The sequence below is a fragment of the Bradyrhizobium sp. SZCCHNR1093 genome (assembly GCF_032381175.1).
Taxonomy (GTDB): Bacteria; Pseudomonadota; Alphaproteobacteria; order Rhizobiales; family Xanthobacteraceae; genus Bradyrhizobium.
Genome location: NZ_JAUHJJ010000001.1, coordinates 32,795 through 49,509 on the forward strand (window position 1 = coordinate 32,795; position 16,715 = coordinate 49,509).

Annotated in this window: 13 protein-coding genes and 1 pseudogene; 2 read left to right on the forward strand and 12 right to left on the reverse strand. The window is 65.8% G+C overall.

Translation table 11 applies throughout. The features are described from left to right. Positions 1 to 141: 141 nt before the first annotated feature. From QX070_RS00155 to QX070_RS00190, 8 genes are all read right to left on the reverse strand, one after another. Positions 142 to 864 carry an HAD-IA family hydrolase gene (locus tag QX070_RS00155; RefSeq protein ID WP_315733732.1) on the reverse strand — a complete coding sequence of 241 codons (723 nt, stop codon included), beginning with the start codon at positions 862 to 864 and terminating at the stop codon, positions 142 to 144. After that, positions 861 to 1,805 carry a CbbX protein gene (gene cbbX, locus QX070_RS00160; RefSeq protein ID WP_315735640.1) on the reverse strand — a complete coding sequence of 315 codons (945 nt, stop codon included), beginning with the start codon at positions 1,803 to 1,805 and terminating at the stop codon, positions 861 to 863. The genes QX070_RS00155 and cbbX overlap by 4 nt, the downstream gene beginning before the upstream one ends. Positions 1,806 to 1,973: 168 nt before the next feature. Beyond that, positions 1,974 to 2,390, reverse strand: coding sequence for a ribulose bisphosphate carboxylase small subunit (locus QX070_RS00165; protein WP_315733734.1), 417 nt, complete (start codon positions 2,388 to 2,390; stop codon positions 1,974 to 1,976). Positions 2,391 to 2,464: 74 nt separating this feature from the next. Beyond that, positions 2,465 to 3,925: a form I ribulose bisphosphate carboxylase large subunit gene (locus QX070_RS00170; RefSeq protein WP_315733736.1), complete on the reverse strand. Its 1,461-nt coding sequence runs from the start codon at positions 3,923 to 3,925 to the stop codon at positions 2,465 to 2,467. 35 nt (positions 3,926 to 3,960) lie between these two features. Next, positions 3,961 to 5,043: a class II fructose-bisphosphate aldolase gene (gene fba / locus QX070_RS00175; protein ID WP_315733737.1), complete on the reverse strand. Its 1,083-nt coding sequence runs from the start codon at positions 5,041 to 5,043 to the stop codon at positions 3,961 to 3,963. 44 nt (positions 5,044 to 5,087) lie between these two features. After that, the gene (tkt, locus tag QX070_RS00180; RefSeq protein WP_315733739.1) at positions 5,088 to 7,139 is read right to left on the reverse strand and encodes a transketolase; all 2,052 of its coding nucleotides are present in this window, start codon (positions 7,137 to 7,139) and stop codon (positions 5,088 to 5,090) included. Then, complete coding sequence (locus tag QX070_RS00185; RefSeq protein ID WP_315733741.1) at positions 7,136 to 8,011, reverse strand: phosphoribulokinase; 876 nt, start codon at positions 8,009 to 8,011, stop codon at positions 7,136 to 7,138. Before QX070_RS00185 ends, tkt begins: the two co-directional genes overlap by 4 nt. Before the next feature lie 35 nt (positions 8,012 to 8,046). Further along, a complete protein-coding gene (locus tag QX070_RS00190) occupies positions 8,047 to 9,090 on the reverse strand; it encodes a class 1 fructose-bisphosphatase (RefSeq protein WP_315733743.1) in 1,044 nt (347 codons plus the stop codon). Positions 9,091 to 9,226: 136 nt separating this feature from the next. Between QX070_RS00190 and QX070_RS00195 the strand changes: the two genes are divergently transcribed. Both QX070_RS00195 and ppsR read left to right on the forward strand, forming a co-directional pair. After that, positions 9,227 to 10,147, forward strand: coding sequence for a LysR family transcriptional regulator (locus tag QX070_RS00195; RefSeq protein ID WP_315733745.1), 921 nt, complete (start codon positions 9,227 to 9,229; stop codon positions 10,145 to 10,147). A gap of 476 nt (positions 10,148 to 10,623) precedes the next feature. Beyond that, entirely contained in the window at positions 10,624 to 11,997 is a 1,374-nt protein-coding gene (ppsR, locus tag QX070_RS00200) for a transcriptional regulator PpsR (RefSeq protein ID WP_315733747.1), read from the forward strand. A 5-nt stretch (positions 11,998 to 12,002) separates the two neighbouring features. Here ppsR and QX070_RS00205 read toward each other — a convergent pair. The 4 genes and pseudogenes from QX070_RS00205 to hutI all read right to left on the reverse strand — a co-directional run. Continuing rightward, positions 12,003 to 12,140, reverse strand: a pseudogene (locus tag QX070_RS00205) (magnesium chelatase ATPase subunit I); the annotation flags it as partial. A gap of 107 nt (positions 12,141 to 12,247) precedes the next feature. Beyond that, complete coding sequence (gene hutU / locus QX070_RS00210) at positions 12,248 to 13,918, reverse strand: urocanate hydratase (RefSeq protein WP_315733749.1); 1,671 nt, start codon at positions 13,916 to 13,918, stop codon at positions 12,248 to 12,250. Positions 13,919 to 13,927: 9 nt separating this feature from the next. After that, positions 13,928 to 15,475 carry a histidine ammonia-lyase gene (hutH, locus tag QX070_RS00215; protein WP_315733751.1) on the reverse strand — a complete coding sequence of 516 codons (1,548 nt, stop codon included), beginning with the start codon at positions 15,473 to 15,475 and terminating at the stop codon, positions 13,928 to 13,930. Further along, entirely contained in the window at positions 15,472 to 16,686 is a 1,215-nt protein-coding gene (hutI, locus tag QX070_RS00220) for an imidazolonepropionase (protein ID WP_315733753.1), read from the reverse strand. The genes hutH and hutI overlap by 4 nt, the downstream gene beginning before the upstream one ends. Positions 16,687 to 16,715: the final 29 nt, after the last annotated feature.

The following is a 16,715-nucleotide window of genomic DNA, read 5'->3' on the forward strand; positions in this document are numbered from 1 at the left end:
GACCTCGACTCGACATGAAGACATATCGTTAAGGGATTACACGTTCTTGTCGAGACGGCAATAGAACAACTACGCCACGCGGCTATGCGCATGGTGGCGTACATAATCGGCAATGCATCAGCACAGGCACCTCAAAATACCTCAGGCAACAAACTCCACGAGATCGTCGAGCACAGCGAGCGCACCGTCGAACGTGTCGTCATGAAAGTAGAGGCTGCGCGTGATCAGCACGGGAACGCCGGCGCGGGTCGCAGCCATCAACCCGTTACCGGAGTCCTCGATCGCGATGCAACTGGCCGCGGGTAGATCGAGCTGCGACAAGACCTCCAGGTAGACATCGGGCGCAGGCTTCTTGCGCGCGACATCGTCGGCCGCCACGACGGCGGCAAATCCTGCCTCCCAATCCACGCCCAACACGGGCGCCAGCAGGGCATCGATATTGGCGCGCGTGGTCGTCGTCGCGATCGCGAGCCGCTGCCCGCGTGCCGAGGCAGCCCCCAGCAGTGCTTCGACGCCCGGACGCAATGGGCATCCCTTGTCGGCCATCAGCGCGGCAAACCGCTCCGTCTTGATGCGATGAAGCCGGGCAATGACTGCGTCGCTCAGCGGCGGCCCCGTGCGCCGCCTCTGGTCGAAGGCGCGAATGCGCTCCTTGCCGCCGGCGACGCGCAGCAGCTCCTTGTAGATGCGGCGGCCCCAGTGCCAGTCGATGCCGACCGCGACGAACGCCTCGTTGAAGGCCTCGCGATGGATCTCCTCGGTCTCGGCCATGGTGCCGTCGACATCGAAGATCAGCGCGCCGGCGTCGGCGATGCGGCGCCTGAGATCGTCGAGCGGCGCGTTCATCACCAAAGCGAGACTCATGATTGCGCCTCCGCCCTGCCGTCGCCTGCGTCGGCGCCCTTGGCGAACACGCGACTCGCCAGCACGTCGCTGGCTTCGATCGACATCACGTCATCGGACGTCAGTACGCGGTCGAGCCGCGACACCAGCCGGTTGGCCTGGCGCAGGCGGATCCGATCCAGCGCGTTGCGGATCGAGCGCGCGTTCGAGAACAACGGTTGGGTGCGCCGGACGGCGATGTACTTTTCGAAAGCGGCGCGGGCCTCCGGGGTGAAGCGATAATTCTGCCCCTCCAGCATCATCTCGGAGATCGTCAGTAGCTCGGCTTCCGAATAGTCGGGGAAGTCGATGTGGTGGGCGATGCGCGAGCGGAAGCCGGGATTGCTCTGGAAGAACTTCTCCATCCGGTCGGCATAGCCGGCAAGAATGACCACGAGGTCCTCGCGCTGCGATTCCATGATCTGCAGCAGGATCTCGATCGACTCCTGGCCGTAGTCGCGCTCGTTCTCGGGACGGTAGAGATAATAGGCCTCGTCAATGAACAGGACGCCCCCCATCGCCTTCTTCAGCACTTCCTTGGTCTTTGGCGCGGTGTGGCCGATATATTGGCCGACGAGATCGTCGCGGGTGACACTGATGACGTGGCCGCGACGGACGAAGCCGAGCCGGTGCAGGATGCCCGCCATGCGCAGCGCGACCGTGGTCTTGCCGGTGCCGGGATTGCCGGTGAACGACATGTGCAGGGTCGGAAACGTCGTCGCCAGCCCCATCTTGCGGCGGATCCGCTCCATCATCAGCAGCGAGGCGATCTCGCGGATCCGCGTCTTGACCGGCGCGAGCCCGACCAGCTCACGGTCGAGCTGCTCCAGCACGGGCGCAATATCGACGCTCTCAAACTCGCGGCGCAGGTCGACGGTATCGACCGGCGTCGCCTGGGTGGTGTCCGCCTGCGTGGCCTGCATCATCCGCTCGTGCTCCGTTCGGGACGCTCGCATCAGATCGCCGTGCGTTCGATTGCGAACCTGGCAGCAACGAAGCAACGGCAGATAGAGTGATATGGCCGCTCCGGGCGGAGATCCCTGCCACGCCGCAGACCTGCAGGCGCAGCAGCGACCTCCGCCCGCCAGGGATCAGTAACGCTGGCCTTCGGGGCGCTCGGCCGCGTAGGACCGCGTCGAATAACGCTGATTGCGCCCGACGGTTTCCTGCCGGTCGAGCCGGAAGCCCGGCTCGTTCTGCGGCCGGTTGACGATGAAGGACAGCCGGGTCGACTCCCAGCCGTGGGTAGAGTCGAAGGCCGAGATGCGGATGTAGCGGTCGCCATAGATCTTCCGGCATTCGGCCAGCTCGCGCATGATGCCGGCGGCGTCACGCAGGTCGAACATCGGCAGGCCCCACATCTCCCAATAGGTGTTGCGGGGATGCGGATCGTCGGTGAACTCGATGTTCACGGCCCAATTCTTCTCGAGGCAATACTGGATCTGGGCGGTGATCTGCTCATCGGTCAGATCGGGTAGGAAAGAAAAGCAGCCTTGGGTCACGCGCATGTTGATGTCTCCTGATGTGGCTAATGCGGGCGAGCGGGCTCCGGCCCGCGTCGCGGCGGCGCATCGAATAATGACTAGGCGGCGGGAGTGACGGTCGGCACGAAGTCCGGCGAGTCGGTCGATTCGTAGTTGAAGGTGACGTCCTTCCAGATCTCCAGCGCCTCGCGCAGCGGCGTGCAGGTCTGCGCCGCCTTGGCCAGGATCTCCGGGCCCTCATGCACGTAGTCGCGGCCCTCGTTGCGGGCGAGGATCATCGCCTCCAGCGCGACGCGGTTGGCGGTCGCACCGGCGGCGATGCCGCGCGGATGGCCAATGGTGCCGCCGCCGAACTGTAGCACGACGTCCTCGCCGAGCAGGTCGAGCAACTGGTGCATCTGGCCGGCATGGATGCCGCCGGACGCCACCGGCATCAGCTTGTTCAGGCTGGCCCAGGGCTGGTCGAAGAACACGCCGTGCTCGAGCCGCATCGGATTAAAGTCCTCGCGGCAGATGTCGTAGTAGCCGCGTGTGGTGTTCGGGTCGCCCTCGAGCTTGCCGACCACGGTGCCGGCATGGATGTGGTCGACACCGGCGAGCCGCATCCACTTGGCGATGACGCGGAACGACACGCCGTGCGCGCGCTGCCGCGTATAGGTCGAGTGTCCTGCACGATGCAGATGCAGGATCATGTCGTTCTTGCGAGCCCACTTCGCCATCGACTGGATCGCGGTGTAGCCGATCACGAGGTCGATCATGACAACGCATGACCCGAGCTCCTTGGCGAACTCGGCGCGCTCATACATGTCTTCCATGGTCGCTGCGGTAATGTTGAGATAAGTCCCCTTCATCTCACCGGTGGCCGCCTGCGCCTTGTTGACCGCCTCCATGCAGTACAGGAAGCGCTCGCGCCAGTGCATGAACGGCTGCGAGTTGATGTTCTCGTCGTCCTTGGTGAAATCGAGCCCGCCCTTCAGCGCCTCGTAGACGACGCGGCCGTAGTTGCGGCCGGACAGGCCGAGCTTCGGCTTGACGGTAGCGCCCAGCAGCGGCCGGCCGAACTTGTCGAGCCGCTCGCGCTCGACGACGATGCCGGTCGCCGGCCCCTGGAACGTCTTCACATAGGCAACCGGCAGCCGCATGTCCTCCAGCCGCAGCGCCTTCAGCGGCTTGAAGCCGAACACGTTGCCGATGATCGAGGCCGTCAGGTTGGAGATCGAGCCCGGCTCGAACAGGTCGAGGTCATAGGCGATGTAGGCGAAGTAGCTGCCCGGCGAGCCCGGCACCGGCTCGACCCGGTAGCACTTGGCGCGGTACTTCTCGGCCGCCGTCAGGCGGTCGGTCCACACCACGGTCCAGGTCGCGGTCGAGGATTCGCCGGCGACCGCGGCGCAAGCCTCGGTCGGGTCGACACCGTCCTGCGGCGTGACGCGGAACAGCGCGATCACGTCGGTGTCCTTTGGCTGATAGGACGGCTCCCAGTAGCCCATGCGCTTGTATTCCATGACGCCGGACTTGTAGCGATCCTTGCCGCGCACCGTGATCGATGGGTCGTTCATGTGTTCCTCCTGAATGTTCGTTATGGCCGTGGATGTCAGGCAGCTTCAGTCATTCCCCCAACTCGCGGATCGAGTGCGCCGGAGCGGTAGCGCTTGGCCATTTCGGCGAGCGGAATGACCTTGATCCTGGATGCATTGCCGGCAGCGCCGAACTGCTCGAACCGCTCGCGGCACAACTCGCGCATCGAATCCATCGCCGGCTTCAGGAACTTGCGCGGATCGAACTCGACCTTCGACGACGCGCCGACCTTGCGGAAGATCGCGGTCATCGCCAGCCGGCAGTCGGTATCGATATTGACCTTGCGGACGCCATGGCGGATGCCGCGCACGATCTCCTCGACCGGGACGCCCCAGGTCTGCGGCATCTCGCCGCCGAACTGATTGAACATGTCCTGCAGCGCCTGGGGCACCGAGGACGAGCCGTGCATCACCAGATGCGTGTTCGGCAGCCGGCGATGGATCTCCTCGATCACGTTCATGGCGAGGATCTCGCCGTCCGGCTTGCGCGAGAACTTGTAGGCGCCGTGCGAGGTGCCCATCGCGATCGCCAGCGCATCGACCTTGGTGGCGCGGACGAAATCCACGGCCTGGTCCGGATCGGTCAGCAGCTGCTCGCGGCTGACTTTGCCCTCGAGGCCATGACCATCCTCCTGCTCGCCGCCGCCATGCTCGAGCGAGCCGAGCACGCCGAGTTCGCCCTCGACCGAGGCGCCGACCCAATGCGCCATGTCAGTGACACGGCGGGTAATGTCGACATTGTAGTCATAATCCGCCGCGGTCTTGGCGTCGGCCTTGAGCGACCCGTCCATCATGACAGAGGTGAAGCCGTACTTGATCGCGGTGGCGCAGGTCGCCTCGTCGTTGCCGTGGTCCTGGTGCAGGCAGAGCGGAATCTGCGGATACATCTCCTCCAGCGCGTCGATCATCTTCGACAGCATGATGTCGCCGGCATAGGAGCGCGCGCCGCGCGAGGCCTGGATGATCACGGGGGCGTCGACCGCCGCCGCCGCCTCCATGATCGCGAGCCCCTGCTCCATGTTGTTGATGTTGAAAGCCGGCACGCCATAGCTGCGCTCGGCAGCATGGTCCAGCAATTGTCTGAGCGTGATCCGCGCCATGTTGATCTCCGTCCCTGTTTCGATGTTCTATTCTGCGACGCGGCTCAGGAAGCCCGCGCCCGGATGATGTTGCGCATGGCCGCATCGGCGACCGCCGCAGGCGTGATGCCGAATTCGCGGTACAGCACCTCGGCCGGCGCCGAGGCGCCAAAGCCCTGCATGCCGACGAACTCGCCGGCATCACCGAGCCAGCGCGCCCAGTCGCCCTCGATCGCAGCTTCGACCCCGATGCGCGGCGCATGGCCGAGCACCTCGGCGCGATACTCTGCCGACTGCTTGCGGAACAACTCGAAGCACGGCGCCGACACCACCGCCGCCTGGACGCCTTCGGCCGCCAGCAGGCTGGCCGCCTCCAGCGCGATGGTCACCTCCGAGCCGGTCGCAATCAAAGTTACGTCGCGACCGGCCTCGGGCTCGATGACCACGTAAGCGCCGAGCGCTACCTTGTTGTGATCCGATGCCTCGGTGCGGAAGGCCGGCAAGGCTTGCCGCGACAGGCACAGCACTGACGGCGAGGTCTCCGCACGCAGCGCGCAATCCCAGGCTTCCGCCGTCTCGACCGCGTCGGCCGGGCGGAATACCAGGAGGTTCGGAATGGCCCGCAAGCTCGCGACATGCTCGACCGGCTGATGCGTCGGGCCGTCCTCGCCGAGGCCGATGGAATCGTGGGTCATGACGTGGATGACGCGGATGCCCATCAGCGCGGCCAGGCGAATCGCCGGCCGGCTGTAGTCGGCGAACGCGAGGAAGGTGCCGCCATAGGGAATGAAGCCGCCATGCAGCGCGATGCCGTTCATGGCCGCGGCCATCGCATGCTCGCGCACGCCATAGTGGATGTAGTTGCCGTCCATGGTCGCGGGCGTGACGGACTTGTGTGTCTTTGCCTTCGTGAGGTTGGAGTGAGTGAGATCCGCCGAGCCACCGAGCAGATTGGGCAGCACCGTCGCAATGACATCGATGACGTTCTGCGAGGCCTGGCGGGTGGCGATCTTCGGCCGCTCGGCCGTGAGCTGCGCGATGAACTGCGCCATGCGCTCGGTATAGGTGGCCGGAAGCTTCTTGTTCAGCGCGTCGTGGCAGGGCGACCGGTCCGCGGTGCACAGCTTGCGCGCACGCTCCTTCCAGGCCTGGCGCACGCTGCGGCCGCGCGCGCCGATCTCGCGCCAGCTCACCAGCACGTCGGCCGGCACCTCGAACGGACGGTGGGGCCAGTGCAGTGCCGCGCGGGTCTTCTCGACCTCCTCCGGCCCGAGCGGCGCGCCATGCGCCTTCTCCGAGCCCTGCCGTCCGGGTGAACCGAAGCCGATCGTCGTCCGGCACGCGATCATGCTGGGACGATCGCTCTGCCGCGCCGCTGCGATCGCCGCAGCAATCGCTTCCGGATCATGGCCGTCGATGCGGCAGGTCGTCCAGCCAGAGGCGGCAAAGCGCGCGAGCTGATCGTCGGAGCATGCCAGTCCGGTCGAGCCGTCAATCGAGATGCCGTTGTCGTCGAACAGCACGATCAAACGATTCAGCTTGAGATGCCCCGCGAGCGAGATCGCCTCGTGACTGATGCCCTCCATCAGGCAGCCGTCGCCGGCGATCACATAGGTGTAGTGATCGACCAGATCGTTGCCATAGCGCGCGTTCATCAGGCGCTCGGCGAGCGCCATGCCGACCGCCGTCGCGATGCCCTGCCCCAGCGGACCGGTCGTGGTCTCGACGCCCGGCGTGTGGCCATATTCCGGATGCCCGGGCGTCTTGGCGCCCCATTGCCGGAACTTCTTCAGCTCATCGATCGTGACCGCCTCGTAGCCGGTCAGATGCAGCAGCGCATAGAGCAGCATAGAGCCGTGTCCGGCCGACAGCACGAACCGGTCGCGATCGGGCCAGGCCGGATCGGCGGGATCGAACTTCAGGAAGCGCTGATACAGCACAGTGGCGACATCGGCCATGCCCATCGGCATGCCGGGGTGGCCCGACTTCGCCTTTTCGACGGCGTCGATCGCGAGGAAGCGGATGGCATTCGCCATCTCCGCATGGCTGGGATCGGCCTTGATATCGGTCTTGCTATCAGTCTTGGGGGCCAGCGTCTGCACGGCGGTGGCGGTCATAGCGTGCGCCTCTTTCGGTCCATCAGTTGCATGATCATGGGGGTGAGAATGAGCTGCATGGCGAGATCGAGCCTGGAACCATGGATCACGATCGAATTCGCGCGCGACATGAAGCTGCCCTGGATCATCGAGAGCAGATAGGGAAAGTCGATGCCGCGCGGATTCTTCAGACGGATGACGACCATCGACTCGTCGGGCGTGGGAATCCAGCGCGCGATGAAGGGATTCGACGTATCGACGGTCGGCACCCGCTGGAAGTTGATGTCGGTCTCGGAGAATTGCGGAATGATGTAGTTCACATAGTCCGGCATGCGCCGCAGGATCGTGTCGGTGACCGCCTCGGTGGTATAGCCGCGCGAGGCACGGTCGCGGTGCAGCTTCTGGATCCATTCGAGATTGATGACCGGAACAACACCGATCTTGAGGTCCGCATGCTGGGCAATGTTGACCGTCTCGGTGACGACAGCGCCATGCAGGCCTTCGTAGAACAGAAGATCGGACTCTTCCGGCAGCCGCGTCCAGTCGGTGAAGTTGCCGGGCCTTGTGTCGTAGAGCCGCGCCTCCTCCTCGTCATGGACGTAGTGGCGCGTCATGCCCGTGCCGGTCTCGGAGTAGTCGCGGAAGGTCTTCTCGAGCTCCTCGAACAGGTTGGTGTCGGGGCTGAAATGGCTGAAGTGCTTGTTGCCGAGTTCGGCCTCCTCGACCATCTTGCGGCGCATCTCCTCGCGATTGTAGCGATGGAAGGCATCGCCCTCGATGTAGGCCGCCTTGACGTTCTCGCGGCGGAAGATGTTCTCGAAGGTCTTCTTGACGGACGTGGTGCCGGCGCCCGACGAGCCCGTGATCGAGATGATGGGATGACGACGTGACATGACTTTTCTCCGGAAGGCGCGTTCGGCAGGCAGGCTCAGCGGAACAGGCCGCGCCGCGCGAACAGGGGCGCATCGCTGGTTTCGAACAGCGGCTCGACACCCTCATGCAGCTGGTCGACGTCGCGGACAAGGCGAACGTCGCCCATGATCAGCGGCGCGCGCTGATGCGGCGAGCGCGCCGACAGTTCGAGAATGCGCGAACGGCCGCTCGAGGCCGAGCCGCCGGCCCATTCCATGATCAGCGCCATCGGATGCGCCTCGTAGACCAGCCGCAGCCGGCCCTCACGATAGCCGGGGCGGGAGTCGGCCGGATAGAGGAACACGCCGCCGCGCATCAGGATGCGATAGGCCTCGGCGACCAGCGAGGCGATCCAACGCATGTTGAAGTCGCGGCCGCGCGGGCCCGCGGCGCCCGCCAGGCATTCGTCGACATAGTTGCGCACCGTCCCGCTCCAGTGCCGGCGGTTCGAGGCGTTGATGGCGAACTCCGGCGTATCCTGCGGGATGCGGATTCCGGACTTGGCGAGCATGAACTCGTGCAAGGTCGGATGCAGGACGTAGAGATCGACGCGGCGGTCGATCGCGAGCACCAGGCAGGTCTGCGGTCCGTAGACGAAAAAGCCGGCGGCACGCTGCGCGGTGCCGGGCTCGAAGAAGCTGGAGAGCACGTCGCGGCCGCGCGGCCGGATCGAGAAGATGGTGCCGACCGAGATGTTGTTCTGCAGGTTCGAGGAGCCGTCGAGCGGGTCGATCGCCACGCAAAGTGGGGCAGCAGCGTTGACCGTTTCCGGCCGATCGACCTCTTCGGACAGGATGCCCGCGACAGGAGCCCGGCGCAGCGCATCCCGCATCAGATTGTCGGCGACGATGTCGAGCGCCTTCTGGACGTCGCCGTCGGCGTTCACGGTGGCGGCGCCTTCGTCGACGCCGGACAGCGGCGCGATAGCGATCTGCCGCGCGAGCTCGCGCGCCGCCTCGGCCAGAGCCTCGATGACCGCGGCACAATCGGCGTCGGCACCCTGCGCCGCCAGATGTGCCTGCAATGTCTGATGATGATCCATGGGCCACTCCCTTGCCATCAGCCCATTCTTTGGAGAGCTTGATGCGTGCGGCACGAAGGGGTCGTGCCGCACCCCCATCAAGGCCCGGTTTGCGTGATTAGGGAAATTTCATTATCTTTGGATCGACAAAAGTTTTCCTTATATCGAGGGTTCCATGAGCCGGCGCTTCTCACGCGACCTCACCATTCGCCAGCTGCGCGCGCTCGCAGCCGTGCAGGAGTCCGGATCGGTCACCTCCGCGGCCGGCCGTCTTCACCTGACGCAGCCTGCGGTCACGCTGCAAATTCGCAACCTTCAGGAGCTCGCCGGCCTGCCGCTGATCCAGCGCACCACCGACGGCATGATTCTCACCGAAGCCGGACGCAGCGTGCTGGCGCTGGCCGAACGCGTCGAGGCGGCGCTGCAGGATTGCGAGCAGGCGCTCGACATTTTGGCGGGGCGCAGCGGCGGCAGGGTCGCGATCGGCGCGGTCAGCACGGCGAAATATTTCGTTCCCTTCGCCATAGCGGAATTCTCGCGACGGTTCCCCAAGATCGACGTCACCCTGCGGATCGGCAATCGCGACACCATCCGCGAAGCGCTCAGAGGATACGATCTCGACATCGCCATCATGGGACGGCCGCCGGCGGACATTCCCGTCGACATGCGGCCGATGGGCAAGCATCCGCATGTCATCGTCGCGCCGGCGGGGCACCGGCTCGCGCGCCGAAAACGGATCGCGGCCGCAGAGCTCGCGGGCGAGGTGTTCATCACGCGCGAGAGCGGCTCGGGAACCCGCATGCTGATGGAGACCTTCCTGGAGAAGCACGGTCTGCATCTCAAGACCAGCATGGAGATGGACAGCAACGAGACCATCAAGCAGGCCGTCATCGCCGGCCTCGGCATCGCCTTCATCTCGCAGCACACGGTGTCGCACGAGCTCGGCGAGGGCCGCCTGGTCACCTTGAAGGTGCCCGGACTGCCCGTGATCCGGCAATGGCATGCGGTACGGCGCGCCGACAAGCTGCTGCTGCCGCCGGCGCAGGCCATGCTGGATTTCCTCGGCAAGGAGGGCGCACGGTTCCTGCCCCGTTGACGGCACGGTGAGGGACCGGCGTGGTGGCACCGTGCGCGCGCACGTCGATGTGCGCGCGCACCAGACCTCACGCGGCCTGCGCCAGCCCCATCTCGGCCCAGATCGCCGAGAGTGCCGTCGGCCGAAATTGCCAACACGACCGTCGCAACCACACCCGCTCTCAGCATCCTGCGTTGTCGCGATTTTCCGAGTCCTCGCGCAGCTATCCCTTACAGTGATTAGTGCAATGAATACTTGTCATGCCATGTGTCGATGAAATGATCGCTGAAAACGAGCGGTCAAGCCGCAGTTTGAGCATGCGGCGGGCGCAGGGATACAGTTGGAAGTATGTACTTGTAAATAAGCCTTGACACTGAGGGCGCAGCATGGACTGTCGAGTCTCTCAAGACGTTAGCGGGATGCGACCTAGCGCCTTCAAGATGCGCGCCGACGGCGTCGGCCGTGGTCCTTGAGCGTCTCCAACGGGTGCCTAGACCATGGCCGAATTTCACGGTCCACGCGCCGACGTGACATTACTGCTCGACATGGACGGCGTGATCCGTGAGGCGACGCTGTCTCCCAACATGTCATCCGAAAATGTCGACGTGTGGCTTGGCCGTCCCTGGTCCGAGATCGTCGACGGTGCGAGCGAGAAGATCGAACGCATCATGCAGGACACCAAGCGGACCGGCATTTCCGCATTCCGCCAGATCACGCAGCGCTTCCCCAGCGGCCTCGAACTTCCGATGGAATTCACGACTGTACTGCTCGGCGGTCGGGCTGGCATGCTCGCGATCGGCAAGAACCTGCAGGCCGTGGCCGAGCTGCAGGCCCGGCTGATCTCGGCCCAGCAGACCATCGAGCGCGACTATTGGAAGCTGCGCGAGATCGAAACGCGCTACCGGCTCGTGATCGAGGATTCCAACGAGGCCGTACTGCTGACGAAGGTCCGGGATCTGCGCATCGTCGAAGCCAACCGGACCGCGGCCTCCGCGCTGGGGGCATCCGGCCGCCGCAGGGACAATCTGGTCGGCCGCGAGCTTCTGCAGGAGATTCCAGCCACTGACCGCGAGCTGGTTGAACAGATGCTGAGACGCGTGCGCGACCAGGGCAAGGCGCCCGGCATCGTGGTCCATCTCGGCGCAGAGGCCGTCCCCTGGATGCTCAGGGGATCCCTGATGACCAGCAATACCGGGCCGATGTTCCTGCTGCAGATGGCGCCGATCGGCAAGGCTGCGCAGCCTGGCCTCGTGCCGGACAATCCCGAAGCGCTGATCGACAGCCTCCCCGACGCCGTCATCAGCATCGACGGCGGTGGTGCCATCAAGCGCGCGAATCGCGCGTTTCTGGAACTGGTCGAGATCGGGTCGACGGAGGCGGTCATCGGCGAGAAGCTGAGCCGCTGGTTGACGCGCCCGGGCGCCGACCTTTCGGTCCTGATCTCCAACGTCGAGCGCCACGGCACCGTTCGGCTGCTATCCACGACGATCCAAGGCGAGCTCGGCACCGAAACGGAGGTCGAGATCTCGGCTGCGGCCTATGGTCTGGACGGCCATCCCCGGATTGCGCTGGTGCTGCGCAACGTCGCCAGGCGGCTGTTGCCGACTGCGGAGCATGACAACCTCAGGGTCGCGCTGGCCGCCCTGAACGAATCCGTCGGCAAGACTCCGCTGCGCAAGCTGGTGAAGAGCACGGTCGAGGTCGTTGAACAGCATTACGTCCGTGCGGCGCTCGAGCTCGCCAATGGGAATCGGACGTCGGCCGCCGAAATTCTTGGTCTCAGCCGCCAAAGCCTTTACGCCAAGCTCGATCGGTATGACCTCAGCCAACCAGAAGAAAGCGACGACGAGGAAACCGAAAAGGGGAGCTAGTTGCCCGCTGCGAGCGCGCGGACCGCGGTCGACTTGCCGGCGCCGCGATCGCCAAAGGCCAGCACGCCGCCGACCTTCGGATCGACGACAGCGATCATCAGCGTCAGCTTCATTTCGTCCTGGCCGACGATGGCCGAGAACGGAAGGCGATCCCCATGAGCTTCCCCTGCACCGCGACGAGTTCCCGTCGCGTTGTCAGCATGAGATCACAATCAGGGGCCGCACTTCAACCCGTGAGGAATGCACGCCCTCAGCGTGCCAGGCTCGGCAGGTCGAGGCCGTAGGCCTCGGCGCACGCGATAGCGTCCTCGTAGCCGGCATCGGCATGGCGCATCACGCCGGTGGCCGGATCGTTCCACAACACGCGCTCCAGCCGCCGCGCGGCGTCGGCCGTGCCATCGGCGACGATCACCATGCCGGCATGCTGCGAATACCCGATGCCAACCCCGCCGCCATGATGCAGCGACACCCAGGTCGCGCCGCTCGCGCAATTCAGGAGCGCGTTGAGCAGCGGCCAGTCCGAAACGGCATCCGAGCCGTCCTTCATCGCCTCAGTCTCGCGGTTCGGGCTCGCGACCGAGCCGGAGTCGAGATGGTCGCGCCCGATCACGATCGGCGCCTTCAATTCGCCACGGGCGACCATCTCGTTGAACGCAAGCCCGAGGCGATGACGATCGCCGAGCCCCACCCAGCAGATCCGCGCCGGCAGCCCCTGGAACTTGATGCGCTGCCTCGCCATGTCGAGCCAATTGTGCAGGTGCTTGTTGTCCGGCAGCAGCTCCTTCACCTTGGCATCGGTCTTGTAGATGTCTTGCGGATCACCCGACAGCGCAGCCCAGCGGAACGGGCCGATGCCGCGGCAGAACAACGGGCGAATATACGCCGGCACGAAGCCCGGAAAATCGAACGCGTTGGCGAGGCCCATGTCCTTCGCCATCTGGCGGATGTTGTTGCCGTAGTCGAGCGTCGGGATGCCCATGGCGTGGAAATCCAGCATCGCCTGGACGTGGCCGACCATCGAGGTCTTCGCCGCCTGCTCGACGGCCTTCGGCTCCGACGCGCGCTTGGCCTCCCACTCGGCCAGCGTCCAGCCCTTCGGCAGATAGCCGTTGATCGGATCATGCGCGCTGGTCTGGTCGGTGACGATGTCGGGGCGCACGCCGCGGCGCACGAGCTCCGGGAAGATCTCGGCAGCATTGCCGAGCAGGCCGACCGAGACCGCCTTCTTCGTCGTCGCGGCCTCCGCCATCAGCGCCAGCGCCTCGTCGAGCGTGGCGGCCTGGCGATCGAGATAGCCGGTGCGCAGCCGCATCTCGATGCGGCTCGGTTGGCATTCGACGGCGAGCATCGAGGCGCCAGCCATCGTGGCAGCCAACGGCTGCGCGCCGCCCATGCCGCCGAGGCCGGCGGTCAGGATCCACTTGCCCGAGAGATCGCCGTCGTAGTGACGTCGACCGACTTCGACGAAGGTCTCGTAGGTGCCCTGCACGATGCCCTGGCTGCCGATGTAGATCCAGGAGCCGGCCGTCATCTGGCCGTACATCATCAGGCCCATTTTATCGAGCGCGTTGAAATGATCGAGCGTCGCCCAATGCGGCACGATGTTGGAGTTGGCGATCAGGACGCGCGGCGCATCCGGATGGGTGCGGAAGATGCCGACCGGCTTGCCGGATTGCACGACCAGTGTCTGATCCGCCTCCAGCTTGCGCAAGGATTCGACGATGCGATCAAAACTGTCCCAGTCGCGCGCGGCGCGGCCGATGCCGCCATAGACGATCAGTTCGCTCGGCTTCTCGGCCACATCAGGATCGAGATTGTTCATCAGCATGCGCAAGGGCGCTTCGGTGAGCCAGCTCTTGGCGCTGATGTCGCTGCCAATGGGGGCGCGGATCACCCGCGCATTGTCCAGGCGTCGGTTCATGGGTCCCTCTCATCCAAGCTTGGGAAACGGATCGCGTCCGAGTGCATGCGTTGCAACCGTGGCCAACACACCGCCACCGACGAGCGCGGCCGCCTTGGCGAGATCGTCGGCCATGTAGCGGTCGTGCACCAGCGCCGGCACATGCGCGCGCAGCGCGGCAATGACAGCAGACAGCGCCGCGCTGGTGCCGTGCGGCGCTCGCAGCTCGATGCCTTGGGCGGCGACGAGCAGCTCGATGCCGATGATGGCAGCGAGATTGTCAGCCATGTCGTGCAATCGCCGCGCCGCATGCGCGGCCATCGAGACGTGATCTTCCTGGTTGGCGCTGGTCGGCGTGGAGTCGATCGAGCATGGCAGCGCGCGCTGCTTGTTCTCGGCGAACAGCGCCGCCGCGGTGACCTCCGCGATCATGAAGCCGGAGTTCAAGCCCGGCTCCGGCGTGAGGAACGGCGGCAGGCCGAAATTCAGCGCGGGATCGACCAGCGTGGCGATGCGCCGCTCGCTGATCGCGCCGAGCTCGGACAGCGCCAGCGCGATCTCGTCCGCAGCGAACGCCACCGGCTCGGCATGGAAGTTGCCGCCGGAGATGATCTCTCCGGTCCCGACCAGCACCAGCGGATTGTCGGTGACGGCATTGGCTTCGGTCACCAGCGTGTGCGCCGCCTGCGTCAACAGATCGAGCGCGGCGCCGGCGACCTGCGGCTGGCAGCGCAGGCAATACGGATCCTGCACCCGCTCGTCGCCTTCGAGATGCGACAGACGAATGGCGCTGCCGTCGAGCAGCTCCGTCAGCACGCGGCCGGCTGCGATCTGACCGGGATGACCGCGCAGCGCCTGGATTTCGGGGCGGAACGGCGCGGTCGAGGCCATCGCGGCATCGACCGACAGCGCGCCGGTCACCAACGCGGCGTTGAGCAGATCATGCGCGCGCAACAGGCCGGCGAGCGCATAGGCCGTCGAGAACTGCGTGCCGTTGATCAGCGCGAGGCCTTCCTTCGGCCCGAGGGTGACCGGCGTCAGGCCGGCGTGCGCCAGCGCCTCGCGCCCGGGCACCAGCCGGCCATCGTGGAAGGCCTGGCCCTCGCCGATCATGACCGCCGTCATGTGCGCGAGCGGCGCCAGATCGCCGGAGGCGCCGACAGAGCCCTGCTGCGGCACGAACGGAGACACGCCGCGCGCCAACATCGCCTGGAGCTGTTCGACGATCTCGCGCCGCACGCCCGAGGCGCCGCGGCCGAGCGAGATGATCTTCAGCGCCATCATCAGCCGCACGACCGGCTCGGGCGCCGCCGGGCCGACGCCACAGCAATGCGAGAGGATGAGGTTGCGCTGGAGCTGCGCGGTCTGATCGGGCGGAATGCGCTTCGAGGCCAGCTTGCCGAAGCCGGTGTTGATACCATAGACCGGCTCGGCGCCTTGCGCCGCCCTGGCGACGATCGCGGCCGCCGCATCGACATCAGGCCAATAGGAAGGCTCGAGCACGACCGCAGCTCCCGCATAGATCTGCGCGAGATCGTCGAGGCCGACGCGGCCGGGCGCCGCAATGATCGTGCTCATTCGCCCCTCCAGACACGCTGATGCAGCGGATTGAAGCCCATGCGGTAAACCAGCTCCGCCGGGCGGCTGATGTCCCAGATCGCGAGATCGCACCATTTGCCGGCGTCGAGCGTGCCGGTCTCAGCCGACAGACCAAGTGCGCGGGCGCCTTCGCGCGTCACTGCGGCAAGACACTCGTCGACGGTCATGCGAAACAAGGTCGCGGCCATGTTCATCGTGAGCAGCAGCGAGGTCAAAGGCGACGAGCCTGGATTGCAGTCGGTGGCGAGCGCGAGCTTCACGCCATGTTTGCGGAACAGCTCGACCGGCGGCTTCTGCGTCTCGCGGATGAAGTAGTAGGAACCGGGCAGCAGCACTGCGACCGTGCCGGCGCGCGCCATCGCGGCGGCGCCGGCATCGTCGGTGTGCTCGAGATGATCGGCCGAGAGCGCGCCGAATTCGGCGGCGAGCGCAGCGCCACCGAGATTGGACAGCTGGTCGGCATGCAGCTTGACCGGCAGGCCGAGCGCTTTCGCCGCGGCAAATACCCGCGACGTTTGCGCGTGAGAGAAGGCGATGTTCTCCATGAACGCATCGACGGCATCGGCGAGGCCCGACCTTGCGACCGCCGGCAGCATCTCATTGCAGACGAGATCGATGTAGCGGTCCTTGTCGCCGCCAGCCTCCACCGGCAGCGCGTGGGCGCCGAGAAAGCTGGTGCGCACGCCGACCGGCCGCCGGCTGCCGAGCGCGCGGGCTGCGGACAATTGCCGCAGCTCGGTTGCGGTTTCCAGGCCATAGCCGGACTTGATCTCGATCGTGGTGACGCCCTCGGCGAGCAGTGCATCGAGCCGCGGCAGAGCGCTTGCAACCAGCGCCTCCTCGCTGGCGGCGCGCGTTGCAGCGACGGTCGAGACGATGCCGCCGCCAGCGCGGGCGATCTCCTCATAGCTCGCGCCCGCCAAGCGCAGCTCGAACTCATGGGCGCGGTCGCCGCCGTAGACGAGATGGGTGTGACAATCGACGAGGCCCGGCGTGATCCAGCGGCCCTCGCAATCGATGCGCTCGGGCGCATCCGCATTGGCTGGAAAATCGGACTGCGGGCCGGCAAAGGCGATGCGGCCGCCGCGCGCGGCCACCACGCCCTGCTCGATCACGCCGAGGCCCGGCTGCCCCTCGCGCAGCGTCGCGAGCCGCGCATTGTGCCAGATCCGATCGAAGCGCTCGGCCATGCTGCTGCCTCCCAACTTCACGAAAGCTT